Genomic DNA, 14,951 nt, shown 5'->3' on the forward strand with positions numbered 1-14,951 from the left:
TGACACCATGCTGGCAGCAGCATGGCAGTAAGTCGAGCTTCGAAAGCAAGGGAGACGAACGATGCAGAAGACTTATCACGGCAGCTGCCATTGCGGCGCGGTGCGTTTCGAGGCCGAGATCGACCTCGCGGCGGGGACCGGCAAGTGCAATTGCTCGATCTGCACCAAAAGGCGCAATTGGGGCGCGCTGCTCAAGCCCGACGCGTTCCGGCTGCTCAGTGGTGAGGAAGTTCTGAGCGACTATTCGTTCGGGACCGGGCAGGGTAGCCACCGCTTCTGCAGCAAATGCGGCTGCGCGCCGTTCAGCCAGGGCGACGTGCCCGAGATCGGCGGCGCGTTCGTGTCGGTGCAATTGGGATCGCTCGACGACGCGACCGACGAAGAGCTCGCGGCGGCGCCGGTCAACTATGGCGACGGGCGTAACAATGCCTGGTGGCAGCCGCCCGCGGTGACGAGCTACCTCTAGCCGGGCCTTGCGAGGAGCCGGGGGATCTCTCCCGGCAATTCGCGCGCGAGGAAGCCGAGCGGGCCGACCCGCTCGGCGAGCAACCGTCCTGCCTCGCCGTGCAGCCACACGCCCCAGGCCGCGGCGATGCGCGGTCCGGTGCCGCGCGCCATCAGTCCGCCGATGATCCCGGCGAGCACGTCGCCCGAGCCGCCCGTCGCCAGACCCGGTCCGCCGCCCGGATAGTGCAGCAGGCCCTTGCGCGGACACGCGATCCACGTCTCGGAGCCCTTGAGCAGCACGGTCGCATTGAAGCGCCGCGCCGCCTCTTGTGCGAGGCCCGCGGGATCGGCCGCCACCCGCGCCTCGTCGCAGCGCATCAGGCGCGCCATTTCGCCCGGGTGCGGCGTGAGGACGATGCGGCCGTCATGCGCCTGAATATCGGCAACGTGATCGGCCGCGGCGGCGATCACTGCGGCATCCAGTACCAGCGAGAGGTCGGCGCGCGGCTCGGCGATCGCTGCCTTCAGGACCGGCCCGGCCGAGGCCTTGGCGCCCATGCCCGGACCAAGCACCAGCGCGTCGCAGCGATCGAGATAGCCGCGCAGCGCAGCGCCGGCATCGTCACCCAGCTCGCCGTCCGCATTCGCCGGCAAAGGAAAGATCGCGGCTTCGGGGACGAGGACGCCGAGCGGGATCGCCACGCGCTCGACAGTGGCGAGCTGGAGCTTGCCCGCGCCGGCGCGCAGCCCGGCCTCGCCGGTCAGGCGGAGCGCGCCAGGGACTGTCTCCGAACCCCCGGCGACGAGCACGCGGCCCCGCGCATTCTTGTCGGTATCGGCCTCCGGCCCGGGAAGGGGGTGCGCCGCGAGCCAGGCGGTATCGAGCGGCGTCATCCGCGCGCGGCGACCATCGCGTCGGGTGCGGAAGTGGTCTCGGCGGCCGGATCCTCGTCTACGGGTGCGGTGACGTTGTACCGGATCAGCGTCAGCCCGCCGTCCTTGCCGGCCGCGGGATCATGGACATATTCGGTGATCGAGCAATTGGCGACGTCGCCGCTTGCGTCGATCGCTAGGATCTCGGCCTCGGTCAGGTTCTCGATGATGTAGCGGAGGCACAACACCACCACCTGATGCGCGACGATCATCACGTCGCGGCCGGCATGATGAAGCGACACCGTGTCCATCAGCGAGCGCAGCCGGAAGATCACGTCGCACCAGCTCTCGCCGCCGGGCGGGCGGTGATAGAATTTGCCGAGCAGGCGCCGGAACTCGGCCTGCTCGGGCTGGATCGCGCGGATGCCCGCGGTGGTGAGGCCGTCGAGAATGCCGAACTCCTTCTCGCGCAGCCGTTCGTCGACGCAGATCGTCTCCTGCGGATCGGCGCCGCCGGCGTCGCGGAAGTGCCGAGCCGTCTCGCGGGCGCGCAGATAGGGGCTGGTGAGGATCACATCGGGCCGGCCATTGCCTTCGCCGCGCGCGAACCAGCGGCCGAGCGCCTCGGCCTGGGCGCAGCCCAGTTCGGACAGCGGCACGTCGACGTCGCGGGTGTCGAGCGCGATGCGATGCTCGCCCGTTGCGTGCGCCAGGTCACGCGCGACATTGCCGGCGCTTTGGCCGTGCCGGACCAGCCACAGGCGCGTGGGCCAGCGCGTGAGGGTCATGCGGAGGGGGACCGGAATCGCATGGCGAGAGAAATGCGGGACGCCGGCGCCTGTTCCCTGCTCCCGCCGGAAGGGCGATGCGGCTGGCCGCCCTCGGACTAGGAACGACCGCTATCCACCGTCAACGGGCCTCCCGCCGCACCTCGAAACTTCGCTGGCAATGTAGGATTTGTTCTGCTTTCGTTCGCAGATGGACGAACCACAGAACCTCCACGCCGCCACTCCCCGATCCGCCTTGTCGCTTGACACGAACAGCGCAAAACGCGTCAAGCAAGTTTGCCCGCGTCCGTCTCCACATCGGGCAAGACCCGCGCAAATCCGCCATTTTCCGAGCCAACCAAAAGGTTGGATTCCGCCCGCGTCCGGCGCATTTGCCAACCTTGTGGTTGGATGTCGGTTGACTCCGCTTTCCACGGGGCCGCGGGCGATCCAGCCGTGCCATGCTCGCCGGCGCGGATCACCCGTCGTGATAGAGATCGACGCGGAGGTCGAAGGCGTTGAGCAGGTTCGCGTCGCCGGTCGCCATGGTGGTGCGGATCGCCTGGGCGAGATCGAGCACGCCGCCCGTCTTCTCGTCGACATGGCCCTCGGCGGCCTGGCGCTCGTGATCGACGAGTTTCTGCCACAGCTGATCGACGAAGTTGCCGCCCGCCGTGGTCGCGCCATCCTGGATCTGGCCGGCGGGGATTTTCTCCGCCAGCTTGCCGATCAACTTGTCGGTGACCACGTCGGTGAACTGGCGGACGAAGGCGACCTTCGCCTCGGCCTTGCCCTCGGCATTGGCGATATAGTCGGCGCCGGCCTGCTCGAGCGACCCCATGATCGCGCCGAGCGTGCTGGCGGCGACCTCGCGCTGGTCGGGCGACAGGTTCTTGTTGTCGATCTGCACCGCGAGGCGCGTCATCTCGTTGCTGAGCGCCTCCTGCGACTGTTCGGCGCGGCCGTAATCGGGATCGAGCATGACGTTGCGCATGAAATCCTGGGTCAGGCCGTGATGGAGGTCGCCGGTATTGTCCATCCGCCAGTCGGTCTCGACGAGGCGGGCGACATTGCGATCGAAATAAGTGCCGAGCTGATCGAGCGCGGGCTTGCGATCGCCGCCCTCCTCGAGGCCGCCGACATAGCCTTCGCCGCCGGAGCGCACGAGATCGGCGAACAATTTGTCCTGCGCGGGCTGGTTCGCGGCGTTCTGCGTGGTGGAATTGAGCAGGCCCGAGAGCGCGTGGAAGCCGTCGCGCGCGTAGAGGTTGTTCCATTGGCCGCCGCCCACCGTGGTGGCCATCATCGCCTGGGTGAGCGTCATGTCCTTGCCGGCGACGGGGCCCTTCGCCTCGACGCGCGTGATCTCCGCGAGCACGGCATTGGCGGCGGAGCGATTGCCTCCGGCCGCCGCCATGTTGGCGATGTCGGCGGCGGCGGTGAGCGTCTGGGGTCCGGTCTGGTGATCGTTGATGTCGTAGCCTTGGGCCCGGGCGTCGTCGACCAGCCGGTTGGCGACCGAGGCGAGGGCGGTGCCGTCGCGCACGTCGGTGAGCAACTGGCGCGTGCCGGCGCTGCCGGGTTCCGATACGATCCCGTAGAGATCGTCGGCATCGAGCCGTCCGACGGCCACGCCGCGGGCGATGCCGTCGGTCACCTGATCGCGGAGTTCGGGAGTGGCGGGGTCGGTCCAGGCGGTGCCGATATCGTTCAGCCCGTGGAGCAATTTGTCCGAGGTGCGTTCGTCGACCGAGCCGCAAAAGGTCGATTGCCCCCCGGCCATCTGCACGATCGCGGCGAGATATTCGTCCTTCTGGTCCTGCGTCAGGTCGTTGCGCGCGAGGGTCTGCTGGATCTGGTAGGCCGCCTGGGCGCCATCGGTCTGCTGGCCGAACTGAGTGGCCGCGACGGTCTGCTCGACTGCACCCTTGACCTTGGAGTCGCTGACCACGCACGCCGGAGGCGCCGTGTTGGTGACCGAACCGCCACCGCCTGCATCTGCAATCAACATGGTCTACGCTCCTCGGATCCGCCATCGAGGATAAGGTTCGGGCGCCGCGCCGCCATACTCGAACCGACTAGCCGGCGTGCCGGAACCGTGCGGACCTGCCTTCCGTTGTGACGCTGGTGATATGAGTAACCGGCATGTTGCAGACGATCCTCATTGCGGCATCGATCGGTTTTGCGGGGCCCCATGCGATGATCGATCAGAATGCGCGCGCCGCCTTGCTCGAAGCGGCGCGGGCGCCCGTTCAGGCGGAGCTCGGCAAGGCGCCGAAATTCCGCGTCGATCAGCTCCACCGCGACGGCGACTCGGCGTTCCTGTTGGCGACGCTGCAGGATTCCGACGGCAGGCCTTTCGATTATCATGGAACGCCGCTGGCCGACGCCGCCCAACAGGGCATGGTCTCGCGCACCTACGCCGCATTGCTGCGCCACGATGCGCGCGGCTGGCAGGTCGTGGCCAAGGCAATCGGGCCGAGCGACGTCGCGTGGGAAGACTGGTCGAAGCGCTATGGCGCGCCCGCCAAACTCTTCGCTCAATAGCTCCCGTGCGCGTTCCGCGCGTACCACCAGGCGAAGCGCGTGCCGAGATCGGTGGTGCTGAACACGGTGTTGCCGCGGTTGCGCTCGAACCCCATTGCCGGTTTGCCGTTGAGCTGGCCGGACCACCAGCCGCTGTTCGCGCGGCCGACGAAGGTCACGCGGATCCCGGGGCCGGTGAAGGTCATGCGGTGGGCGCCGTTTCGGCTTGCCTGGTCGGTGAAGACGCAGGCGCGCTCGGGCCCGTCGTTGAACGAGCAGCGCACGGTTTCGCGTGACGCCGCACCCTGCGCGCCCACCGAACCGGGAAGGAGAGTCGCGGCGGCGAGCGCGATCGGGGTGATGATTCGCATGGCCCGTCGAACGCGGCGCGACGCCGACCGTTCCCGGATCAGCGCGCCATCGCGGCGGCGCGATCGCCGCGGCGTGCCGCCTCGCCTGCGGTGTCCGCAGGCCGCTCGTAGAGCCGCGTGACGATCTCCGCGGCCGAACGCGCATCGGTGGCGCCGCGCAGCGCCCGGCCCGCGCCGGCTTCGCTGTGAGTCAACTCGTACTGCACGAAGCGGAGTTGCTCGGCGAACGAGGTGCCGTGGATGTCGTGGCCGGCCCAGGCGGCGAAATCGCGCTGGCGCGGCCCTTCCCATTGCGCGAGGCCGTAGCCTGGCCCGCCGCCGATCTGGCGGATGCCGGGCTCCATGTTGCTCTCGGCGTCGAGATTGGCGACGATGCCGATCGCCTGTGCGCGGCTCCAGCCCTGGCTCTCGAAATAGCTGATCGCCTGATCGATCCGCGCCTGCTGGCCGCCCTGACCGGTGGGAACGACCGAGCCGGTGCTCTGCGTGCCCGTGGTCGCGCCGCCATCATTGCCGCCTGGCGCGCGCAGGATCACGCCGCCATGGCTCAGCGCCCAGCTGAGATTGTTGTGCGAGATCTTCTGGCTGCCGTCGGCGTTGACGTTGTTCGATCCGATCATCTGGCCGGGGCCCGAGACGATCTCGGTATGCGAGACGCCGCCGCCCTGGATGATCACCACGTCGCCCGGCTTCGCCTCGGATGCGGGGACCGGCGTCCAGCCGCGACTGCGCAAGGTGGTGTTGAGCTGGGCAACCGAATCGGTGTGGAGATTGGCCGGGAGCTTGCCCGCCTCGGTCAGCACCGCCGACACGAAGTTGGCGCAGCATACGTCCGAGGGCACGCCGGCGTTCATCGGCAGATTGTCGTTGCGGTTGACCTTGAGCGAAGAGGCGTTCTGGCCGAGATATTTCTCGGCGATCGCCGCGACGTCGCTCGATCCGCTGCCGGTGGTCCCGCCGACCGGGGATCCGCCCTCGACCGCGCCGGTGCCGCCGGTGCCGTTCGGGATGGTCAGCATCCGATCGGGGAAGATCAGGTTCGGATTGGCGATGTTGTTGGCCTGCGCCAGCGCCTGCCACGTCGTGCCGAAGCGTTCGGCGATGGCGGAGAGTGTGTCGCCGGGCTGGATCGTGTATTCGCGCGGTGCCTCGCTCGCGCCGCCGCCGGCCGGGATGTTCACATGCTGGCCGGGGCGGATCAGATCGGGATGGAGGATCTGCGGATTGGCGCGGATCAGTGCGTCGAGCGAGACGCCTTTGTCGCGCGCGATCGCGCTCAGCGTGTCGCCCGTCTTGACGAAATAGCTGCTGTCACCGCCGCTACCGGTGGAGGAATTCGTCTGAGTCTGCTGAACCGAAGAGACGCCCGTCATGGCCTTGCTCCGCCAGAACCGATTGAGTTTCAGCCTGATAGCCGAGCGAATCCGGCAGGTCGCTAATCGGAACGCTTAGAGCAGCGGAGGATCGAGCGCGACGCGGTAGCGCATCTCGGCGGAGAAGCTGCGCGCCACTGCCTTCAGGTTGGCGTCGGCATTGGGATCGCGCTGGATCGATTCGAGCGCGGCAAAGGCTGCGGCGCGATGCTGCCTGCTGCGGAACAACGGGGTCGCGAGCTCGGGCACGCGGCGCTCGCCGGCCGGCCAACTCGCCATGCAGGCGAGATCGGTGGTCAGCCGCCGCATCTCGCCTTGGCCGAACGTGACCTTCTTGAGTGATCCCGTGCGGCGATACGCCTTTGGCCAGTCACGCTCGAATGCGTCGAGCGCAGCCGCCTGGTCCGCCGCGTTTACGGAATTGGCCGACCTGCATGCTGAGGTCGTTGCCGGGGTCGCAGGACCGATCTTGCCCGCGCCCTGGGTGAGCGCGGCGACGGGACGGTGCATGCGGCCATTGGCGTAGCGGAACTGGACGAGCGGGCCGCCCGCTGCGGTGGCGGGCATGGCAACGGTGAACACGCCGCGCCGCAGCTGGGGCTTCGCGGCCGTGCTGCAGGTCCCGAAGGCTTCGGTGACCAAAGGCTCCTGGCCGGCGCGCGTCACGATCACGGCGTAGCGCGCTGGGCATTCCGCGCCGGCTTTTCCCCGGATCAGGTGCAGTTGGGCGCCTTGCACCGTGTAGCTGCCGACGACGGCCAGATGGTCGACCAGCTCGGCGCCGAACGGGCGAGAGATCACGGTCTTGCCGAGCTTGACCGCCTGCTCGCTGCCGGCGGAGACGACCACTGCCTTCTGGTCGGCGGCATGCGCCGCCCCGCCCGCCGGCAACAACAAGGGAGCGGCGAGCAGCATCAACGGCCTGGGCATCGAGGACCTCTCAAGGGCGGGAGTGTACGGCGCTAGCACGCGCGAAACCGCGTCGGGTTCCGCCTCAACTGCGGTTTTGCGCGGAGAGATCGGCGGTAGCCGCTTCGAAGCGTGCGATCACGCCGTCGAGACCGCCGGGCGCGTCGGCGTGCGAAGCGCTGTCGAGTGCCGCACGGACGCCGCCGATCTGCTGGTCGCCGCTCGCGCCGGACAGGCCGGCGATCTGGACCACTGCCTGACGCGTGAAGTCGTCGAGCGCGCGGCGCAGTTCGCCTTCCTGCGCGGGGCTGCCGCCGAAGTGCGCCGAGAGATCGCGGGTGAGGTCGCCCAAACCGTAAACGTCCCCGCGCCGGGCGAGCTCGCCCATGTCGGGCGCGAAGCCGCTGCGGTTGCCGGCGGTCTGGCTCCACGCCTGCGCGCCGCTACCGTTGCCGCGGCTGGCGGCGTCGACCCAGGCGAGGACGCGGTGGCCGATCTCCCCCATCGTCTCGATCGCCGCACCGCGGGCGTCGGTGGACGCGTTGCCGGCGGGGGAGAGGGGCGAGAGCCCGGAGATACGGTCGATGCTGGTCATGTTCCTGTTCCCATGTGCGTCCGGCCGGGCCGGCGGCATGTCACTTCCTCGCCTCCGAAAGCCGGTCGAGCGGGGAGGGCGTGTCGAGCAATCGTTCGAGCGGGCCGGCCTGGGCCAGCGGCGAGGTGCGGTTCGCATCGCGCACTACGTCGCCAGCTTCGTGCTGGCTCTCCACCGCCATGTCGTTCTTCTGCTGCGAACGCGAAGCCAGCGTCACGTCGATACCGACATTGGTCCCCGGAATTCGCGCGCCGATCTCGATCGACATAATTGCCTCCATCTTCCCTGCTCATGTGGTCTGCGGAGGTGCCGCGCGCCATAATCGCAACGACTATCCCTGCCGGTCGACATCGGGCCGCCGTCCCCGCGTCAGCCAGACGCCGCCGATCAGTCCCGCGGCTGCGGCAGCGCCGACGGCGTAAACGATCGTGTCGTTGCCGCCCTTCTCACGCGCCGCCGCCAGCTGCGGCTTGTCTTTCGGGGTACTCGCGACCTGCTTGTCCGATTCGTCTTCGACAGCGCCGACGCCGCCCGGCACGAAACCGTCATCGGTGAGCTCCATCGCGTCGAGGTTGAGCCCCGAAGCACGCGCGCCCTTGCGGACCGCTGCGGCGACCTGACGAAACAGCGCCGGATTGCCCTTGGCATGCTCCATATAGGCGCCGATCAGCGCCGCCTGGACCAAATTGGCCTCAGCCATCTCCTGTTTCACCGCGTCGCTGGCGTTGGCCATTTCGGGTACCGACTTCATCGCCCGCGCGGCCTGTTCGCGAACCGCTGCGATCTGTCGGGCGGACGGCGTATCGGTACGCTGGCGCGACGCGAGCCAGGCATTGAGCCACCACGCCGCATAGGCGTCGCCGACATTGTCGGTGCGCATCCCGAAGGCGGAGAGCTCGCGGCCCATCTTGGCGATCACGTCGGAGGAGGCGAGCTCCTTTTCGAGCATCGCCGCGCCCTTCGGATCCTTCTTGCGCGACTTGGCGACGAACTGAGCGAAATTGGCGCGTCGCCGCTCCATCGACGGCGTGTAGGTCAGTCGGACCGCCGGCGCCGGCACAACCTGTCGCGCATGACCGCGCCGGTTGTTCGATACGCTTTCCCCGGCCGCATCCATCACGCTGTCTTCCATCGCGTAGATGCCCATTCCGGTCATATCCATCGCGCTGAATTCTTGTGCCGCGGCCGGGGCGGCGAGCCCGGTGAGCAGCAGGACAAGCGCGGCGAGGCGGCTTTGGCGGTTCCGGAATCGCATCGACAATCTCCCAAAACAGATACTCACCCCGGGGCTCGGAACCCCGGGGTGAGAGAGTGTGATGAGTGCGCGGATTACTGCTTGCGCGCACCCTGCGAAAGCGCTTCGCCCAGCGTCTTGATCACGGTGTTGGCCGAGCTGAAGAACTGGCTGAACTCCTGCGACTTGGCGCCGAACTTGAGGTTCTGCGACGACTTGTTCTCGCCTTCGCCGAGGGTCTTGCTCATGTCGTCCATTTCCTTGGCGAGCTTGTCCGAAGTGCGGCCGAGCGCTTCGGCGATCGCCATCAGCCAGCTCTTGCCGCCGCCGCTCGCACGGGCTTCCTTGGCTTCGCGGCTCTCGGCGAGGCTGGTCGACATCTTATCCATGATGTCGCCGAGTTCGCGTTCCGCCGAGGCGGCCTCGAACGGGCTGGCCCCCGTGCGATCTGCGATGCCCGAGACCACTTCGCCGATATTGCGCGTCGCGCCGCGGGTGTCGCCCATCGAGGCGCAGAAGGCGCCCTGCGCGAGGTCGATCGTCGACTGGGGCAGGCCCAGCTTTTCGCCGAGCTGCTGGATGACCTGCTGGCCGACGGCCGACATCAGCGTGCGCGCTGCCATCGCCGCCCAGCCGCCCGGGCCCATCGCCAGCATCGCCAGGTTGGTCGGGTTCACAACGCTGCTCATAATGCCACCAAACATCGCATTACTCCTTCACGAGGGCGGCGTGGCCGCCGGATGGTCAGGTGCCGATGCTCCTGATCGACCATCACCTTTCAGCATTTTTCCTCGGGCGTTGCTCTCCGCGAAACGACTAGGGACGGCTAGTCGATCCGATTAGGGTTCAGTCCGAAGGGTAGAAAAGCAGGCCCGCCAGCGCCGCCAGTTCGCGCATTCCGTCGAGCTCGAGCTTGCGTGCGACGTTCGACAAGTGAACGCGCACGGTATTCTCTGCCATCAGCAGCAGCGTGGCGATGTCGCCGTTCGAGCGGCCCCAGCCGAGGAAGCGGATGCAGGTGATCTCGGTGGGAGTGAGCCGCAACAAAGCTTCGCGGTGGCGCTTCGGCACGCGCGCCGCCTCGATCATGTGCTCGCCCAGCGCGACGCGTTCGGGCGCGCCGGGCATCGCATCGGCCTTGCGCAGCAATTCGGCGATCGCGGCTAGGCGCTCGTCCTCGGTCATCGGGGCGGGGGCGGGGGCGGGGGCGGCGTTCAATGGACCAGCCCGCGCAGGATGTTGAGGATCAGGTCCGGGCGGCTGAGGATGTCGCGGGTGATCGCCTCGATGAACGAGCCGATCAGCAGCAGGATGATCGCAGTGGCGGCGAATGCCTTGATCGACATCGACAAAGTGAAGACGTTGAGCTGTTGGGCGAAGCGGTTGATCAGTCCCAGTCCGACATCGATCAGGAACAGGACGGTCAGGACCGGCGCCGCGAACAGGGTGGCGAGGACCATCAGCCGGCCGAACTCGGCTTCGAACAGTCCCAGTCCGCGCGCGTCGAGCGTCGGCATCGGCGCTGCGACCGGCCACAATGCATAGCTCTCCATCAGCACATGGACGAGCAGCGACAGGCCGCCCGAGAAGATGAAGACGATCCCGGCGAGCCGGCCGAGGAACGCGCCGTTGAGTGAGGTCTGGTGGCCCGAGAGCGGATCGACGATCTGCGCCATGGTCGCGCCGACCTTGGTGTCGATGATCTGTCCGGCGGCCTCCAGCGCCCAGAGCACCGAGCCGAAGAAGAAGCCGATGACCAGGCCGACGAACACTTCCTTGGCGAACATCGCGCCCCATTGGCCCGGGCCCATCATCGACACGTCGAGCGTCGGCTGGAGCGTCAGCGAAACGATGCCCAGCGAGACGAGGATCGAATTGCGCACCATCGCCGGGATCAGATCGGGCGAGAAGATCGGCATCAGCATGAAGGCGACCGCGATCCGCGCGGTCGCCACGCCGAGCAGGAGCATCGGATCGCTCCAGCCGGTCACCGCCGGATCATCGCCGGGAATTCGCTGAAGATGCGGTCGCTATAGCGATAGAGCGACGCGCCGATCAGCGACGCGGTCACGAACAGGGTCAGCACGATCGCGAAGAACTTGGCGGTATATTGCAGCGTCTGTTCCTGGATCTGCGTCGCCGCCTGGATGATCGCAACGAGCAGCCCCGCGACCGAGGCGACGATGATCGGCGGCGCCGACAGGATCAGCACGAGCCACAGCGCGTCGTTGGTGAGGCTGATGAAGTCGCCGTTCATGGGGCTTCCTCAGGCATAGGACAGCACCAGCCCGTGGCTGAGCTTCACCCAGCCGTCGACCAGCACGAACAGCAAGAGCTTGAACGGCAGGGATATCGTGGTGGGCGAGAGCATCATCATCCCCATCGCGAGCAGGATGTTCGAGATTACGAGATCGATGACGAGGAAGGGCAGGAAGATCAGGAAGCCGATCTGGAACGCCAGGCTCAGCTCTTTCACCACGAAGGCAGGGATGACGATGATCAGGTCGCGATCGGTCATCTCCTTCGCGTGCTCGGGATTGCCGACGCGCTGTGCGGTGCGCAGGAAGAAGGTGCGTTCGTTGGGGTCGCTGTGCTTGATCAGGAACTCGCGCAGCGGCTCCTTGCCGGCGTCGATCGCAGTCGAGATCGATGCGGTGGACTGCATCACGCTGCCCTGGACCTGCCGCGCGGCAATGGCGTCCTGCATCTGCTGGCCGACCGGATACATGACGTAGAGCGTCAGGATCAGCGCGAGGCCATTGAGGACGATGTTGGGCGGCACCTGCTGGAGGCCCAGCGCGTTGCGGAGCAGGCTCAGCGTGACGACGATCTTGGTGAAGGACGTCACCATCACCGCGAAGAAGGGCGCCAGCGCCAGCGCGACGACGACGACGAGCGCCGAGCCGGGCGTGAAGCTCGAGAGTTCCATCACGCTTCCCCGTCGGCAGTGACTCCGGTGATCAGTACGCCGAAGCCTTCACCGACCGCGACCAGTTCGCCCTCGGCGACGCATTGTTCGCCCGCGATCACGCGCACCGGCAGCGTTCCGCCATTGGCAGGTAAGGGGAGCACGCTGCCCTTGCCGAGCGTCGCCAGCTCGGCGGCGGTCATGCCCGAGCCGATGATCTCGATCGTGGTCGGGATCCGGACATCGGCCCAGCCGGTTTCGCCGTCCGCCGGAGCAAGCGTGGACGCCTCCTGCGATCCGTCCATTGCGGCATCATCCTGCAAAACCAGCACCCCGTTATTGAAAGCAATGCGTGCGCGTGGCGCATCGTTGCGGCCCGGCAATGACAACTTCGCGACCGGTGCACCGGTTCCGAGCAGCAGCAGATCGCCGGGTGCGATCGCCGCCACGCGCGCGGCGGGGACGGCGGGACCGTCGAACCGCGCAGTCCAGCGCAGCCTGAGCCCGCCGATCGCCGTGGCGGCGAGCTCGATCTCGGCGAGCGGTTCGACCGCCATCTCGGGCGGGACCGCGAGCAGCAGGCGATGCTGGATGGCGCCGCTGCCGGTCGTCGCGTCGAGCCGCAGCAAGACCGGATCGCCGGCATAGCTCTTGTGCAGCCCCGCGGGCTGGAGTTCGCAGCCGAGCACCAGCTCCAGCGCACCGACCAGCGGCTCGATGCGCCCGAGAGTCGCGGCGGCGGCGGCGGCATCGACGCTGCCTTGCGCGCCCGAAACACGAGCGAGCGCGCCGTCGACCAGCAAGGGCGCGATCTGGACGAGATGCTCGCCGCTGCGGAACTGGATCCATGCGATCGCCGCGCGCCGGTCGCGCTCGGTGGCGATGCGGGCACCGGTCTGGAGTTCGTCGATGAGCCGGCGGTTGAGCGCGCCGATCAGCGTGGTTTGCAACTGCGCGCGATTCTGGTCGATCGCGCGCAGATTATTGCGGAGCGGTTCGGGCTGCGCGTTCACTGGATCGTCTCCGACGCGGGCGACGGCACAGCTTCGGCGCCCTTCGTCGCGCCCCAGTTGCGCAACAGCGAGATCGATCCCGACGTGACTCCGACCAGCATCAGTTCGCCCTCGGCCTCGACCAGCACCAGCCGTTCGCGCTGGCCGACGGGAAGCGCGCGGACGAAGCGGATCTGGCGCTCGGCCGTGCCGTCGCGGCCGCCGAGCCCGCGGTCCTGCCAGCGCCGGAGCGCGCGCAGGCTGACCCATGCCAGCCCGAGCACCACCGCAAGCGCGATGATCGTGCCGAGAAGTCCGGAAAGCGCAGCGCCGATCGTCGAATCCATCAATGCGACCCCATCGGTTCGTGTTTTGTCAGTTCGGGTTCGGTGAGATCGGGGGCGGGCTGGCCCTCGCGGACGCGCTTCGCCCACAGGATGATCTGGGCAATCGCGTCGAACATGTCGCGCGGGATGAGATCGTCCGGCGCGCCGTCCTCATAGAGTTTCCGCGCGACCTGGACGTGGCGGATGATCGGGATGCCGGCTTCCTCCGCAGCGGCGCGCATCGCCGCGGCGAGCGGGCCTTCGCCCTTGGCGGTCATCATCGGGACCGGGCAGGTCGCTTCGTCATAGGCAAGCGCGATGGCGATGTGGGTCGGATTGACGACGAGGACATTGGCGTCGCGCGTCGCGCCGACGGCGTTCTGGTTGGCCCATTCCTCGTGGAGCTGGCGTCGGCTCGACTTGATCAGCGGGTTGCCTTCATTCTCCTTCGACTCCTCGCGGATGTCGCGCATGCTCATGCGGAGCTTCTTGATGTAGCTGTGCTTCTGCCATGCCATGTCGAGCACCGCGACGAGCAGGAAGACGCCGAAGGTCCAGAGGAGGGCGGTGCGCACCAGCGAGCCGGTGAAGACCAGGATCGAAGCGGCCGCGGCGCGCCCGTCGGTGTCGGCCACCGGCAGCAAGGTCGGGCCGGTGCGCTCGATGATCTCGGCGAGCGAGCCGCGCAGCACCAGCCAGACGACGAACACGATCAGCGCGGCCTTGGCGAGCGTCTTGGCCAGCTCGACGAGATTGTCGACGCTGAACATCCGTTTGAAACCCTCGACCGGGTTCATCTTGTCGAGGGTGGGCTTCATCTTCTCGGTGGTGAACACGCCGCCGGCCTGGAGGAATTCGCTCATCACGCCGGTGACTGCGGCAGGAATCAGCGCGACGGCGGTGATACCGAGCAATGCCCAGATCGCGCCCCAGCCAAGCTGCGACAAAGCGGTGTGGAAGGGCGTGTTGCCGCCGATCAGCACGAAGCCTTCGTCGAACAATGCGATGACCTGGTTTCCGGCATAGCCTGCGCCGAACAGCAGGACGAGCAGCCAGACGAACAGAGTCGCGGTCGCGGTGATGTCGCGCGACTTGGCGATGTCGCCTTTCTTGCGCGCGTCGGCCAGCCGCTTGGGCGTCGGCTTTTCGGTCTTGTCGCCGCCTTCGTTCTTCTCGGCCAATCGCGCCTCCAGCCATACTCGAGCCCCGCCCGAACGACGGACGAGAGGAGAGCGCCGGATGCGTTCGCAGACCACGCCGGAAGAGGCGCGGCAGCTATGCTTCATGGTTGGAGCGCAGGACCCTGTTGCGTGCCAAACTAACGCCTGTTTCCCAAAAGCGGGCGCGAGGGTCAACTGGTGCGCTATGTGCAGAGTCGTCACTAAAGCGAAGTAAAGTGGTAATTAAACCGCCTCGAATCACTTAGATTAGGACGGCATTCTGCCGACCGTTTCGCAGTCGATACGAACGGTGAGGACGCGATGAAGCGCCATTTGTCCGGGATGGATCGGGCAAAATCCGCGATGACTTGACGAAACCGGGGGCTGTCCGGGACCAACTGATCGGCGTAGCCTTTACTAGCCGGATCAAGGTCCGGATCGCAGGACCCAAATGCGAGCCAAACGATCGT

At 67.4% G+C, this 14,951-nt stretch carries 19 protein-coding genes; 2 read left to right on the forward strand and 17 right to left on the reverse strand.

All coding sequences use genetic code 11. The features are described from left to right. The first annotated feature begins 61 nt into the window (after positions 1-61). Positions 62-466, forward strand: coding sequence for a GFA family protein (locus tag ASE13_RS02880; RefSeq protein WP_056611163.1), 405 nt, complete (start codon positions 62-64; stop codon positions 464-466). Here ASE13_RS02880 and ASE13_RS02885 read toward each other — a convergent pair. The 3 genes from ASE13_RS02885 to ASE13_RS02895 form a co-directional block, all read right to left on the reverse strand. Continuing rightward, complete coding sequence (locus ASE13_RS02885; protein ID WP_056611167.1) at positions 463-1,341, reverse strand: NAD(P)H-hydrate dehydratase; 879 nt, start codon at positions 1,339-1,341, stop codon at positions 463-465. The two genes, ASE13_RS02880 and ASE13_RS02885, sit on opposite strands and share 4 nt — an antisense overlap. Continuing rightward, positions 1,338-2,108 carry a histidine phosphatase family protein gene (locus ASE13_RS02890; RefSeq protein ID WP_056611171.1) on the reverse strand — a complete coding sequence of 257 codons (771 nt, stop codon included), beginning with the start codon at positions 2,106-2,108 and terminating at the stop codon, positions 1,338-1,340. The genes ASE13_RS02885 and ASE13_RS02890 overlap by 4 nt, the downstream gene beginning before the upstream one ends. 457 nt (positions 2,109-2,565) lie before the next feature. After that, the gene (locus ASE13_RS02895) at positions 2,566-4,098 is read right to left on the reverse strand and encodes a hypothetical protein (protein WP_056611174.1); all 1,533 of its coding nucleotides are present in this window, start codon (positions 4,096-4,098) and stop codon (positions 2,566-2,568) included. A gap of 134 nt (positions 4,099-4,232) precedes the next feature. Here ASE13_RS02895 and ASE13_RS02900 point away from each other — a divergent pair, with 134 nt between their 5' ends. After that, positions 4,233-4,634, forward strand: coding sequence for a hypothetical protein (locus ASE13_RS02900; protein ID WP_056611177.1), 402 nt, complete (start codon positions 4,233-4,235; stop codon positions 4,632-4,634). Here the strand turns inward: ASE13_RS02900 and ASE13_RS02905 are convergent. From ASE13_RS02905 to ASE13_RS02970, 14 genes are all read right to left on the reverse strand, one after another. After that, positions 4,628-4,984 (reverse strand): hypothetical protein, encoded by a 357-nt coding sequence (locus tag ASE13_RS02905; protein ID WP_056611181.1) that lies wholly within the window; start codon positions 4,982-4,984, stop codon positions 4,628-4,630. The genes ASE13_RS02900 and ASE13_RS02905 overlap by 7 nt on opposite strands. A 38-nt stretch (positions 4,985-5,022) precedes the next feature. Continuing rightward, positions 5,023-6,357, reverse strand: a complete 1,335-nt coding sequence (locus tag ASE13_RS02910) for a phage tail tip lysozyme (RefSeq protein WP_056611184.1) — start codon at positions 6,355-6,357, stop codon at positions 5,023-5,025. Positions 6,358-6,432: 75 nt separating this feature from the next. Continuing rightward, positions 6,433-7,287: a hypothetical protein gene (locus tag ASE13_RS02915; RefSeq protein ID WP_156404704.1), complete on the reverse strand. Its 855-nt coding sequence runs from the start codon at positions 7,285-7,287 to the stop codon at positions 6,433-6,435. A gap of 64 nt (positions 7,288-7,351) precedes the next feature. Continuing rightward, a complete protein-coding gene (locus ASE13_RS02920) occupies positions 7,352-7,861 on the reverse strand; it encodes a hypothetical protein (protein ID WP_156404705.1) in 510 nt (169 codons plus the stop codon). A gap of 40 nt (positions 7,862-7,901) precedes the next feature. Then, positions 7,902-8,129 (reverse strand): hypothetical protein, encoded by a 228-nt coding sequence (locus ASE13_RS02925; protein WP_056611191.1) that lies wholly within the window; start codon positions 8,127-8,129, stop codon positions 7,902-7,904. 63 nt (positions 8,130-8,192) lie between these two features. Continuing rightward, a complete protein-coding gene (locus ASE13_RS02930) occupies positions 8,193-9,116 on the reverse strand; it encodes a DUF6683 family protein (RefSeq protein ID WP_056611194.1) in 924 nt (307 codons plus the stop codon). Positions 9,117-9,190: 74 nt separating this feature from the next. Then, positions 9,191-9,799: a hypothetical protein gene (locus ASE13_RS02935; RefSeq protein WP_156404706.1), complete on the reverse strand. Its 609-nt coding sequence runs from the start codon at positions 9,797-9,799 to the stop codon at positions 9,191-9,193. A gap of 142 nt (positions 9,800-9,941) precedes the next feature. Beyond that, complete coding sequence (locus tag ASE13_RS02940; RefSeq protein ID WP_029727311.1) at positions 9,942-10,280, reverse strand: helix-turn-helix domain-containing protein; 339 nt, start codon at positions 10,278-10,280, stop codon at positions 9,942-9,944. 29 nt (positions 10,281-10,309) lie between these two features. Then, the gene (gene sctT / locus ASE13_RS02945; RefSeq protein ID WP_235536819.1) at positions 10,310-11,086 is read right to left on the reverse strand and encodes a type III secretion system export apparatus subunit SctT; all 777 of its coding nucleotides are present in this window, start codon (positions 11,084-11,086) and stop codon (positions 10,310-10,312) included. Further along, on the reverse strand, positions 11,083-11,352 hold the full coding sequence (gene sctS, locus ASE13_RS02950) for a type III secretion system export apparatus subunit SctS (protein ID WP_056611199.1): 270 nt from the start codon (positions 11,350-11,352) through the stop codon (positions 11,083-11,085). The genes sctT and sctS overlap by 4 nt, the downstream gene beginning before the upstream one ends. Before the next feature lie 9 nt (positions 11,353-11,361). Then, positions 11,362-12,024, reverse strand: coding sequence for a type III secretion system export apparatus subunit SctR (sctR, locus tag ASE13_RS02955; RefSeq protein ID WP_056611202.1), 663 nt, complete (start codon positions 12,022-12,024; stop codon positions 11,362-11,364). Beyond that, the gene (locus ASE13_RS02960) at positions 12,024-13,016 is read right to left on the reverse strand and encodes a FliM/FliN family flagellar motor switch protein (protein WP_056611205.1); all 993 of its coding nucleotides are present in this window, start codon (positions 13,014-13,016) and stop codon (positions 12,024-12,026) included. The genes sctR and ASE13_RS02960 overlap by 1 nt, the downstream gene beginning before the upstream one ends. Beyond that, the gene (gene fliO, locus ASE13_RS02965) at positions 13,013-13,342 is read right to left on the reverse strand and encodes a flagellar biosynthetic protein FliO (RefSeq protein WP_056611207.1); all 330 of its coding nucleotides are present in this window, start codon (positions 13,340-13,342) and stop codon (positions 13,013-13,015) included. The genes ASE13_RS02960 and fliO overlap by 4 nt, the downstream gene beginning before the upstream one ends. Beyond that, positions 13,342-14,502, reverse strand: a complete 1,161-nt coding sequence (locus tag ASE13_RS02970) for a flagellar biosynthesis protein FlhB (RefSeq protein ID WP_056611210.1) — start codon at positions 14,500-14,502, stop codon at positions 13,342-13,344. The genes fliO and ASE13_RS02970 overlap by 1 nt, the downstream gene beginning before the upstream one ends. Positions 14,503-14,951: the final 449 nt, after the last annotated feature.

It is taken from the genome of Sphingomonas sp. Root241, assembly GCF_001428865.1.
In the GTDB taxonomy this organism is placed as follows: domain Bacteria; phylum Pseudomonadota; class Alphaproteobacteria; order Sphingomonadales; family Sphingomonadaceae; genus Sphingomonas.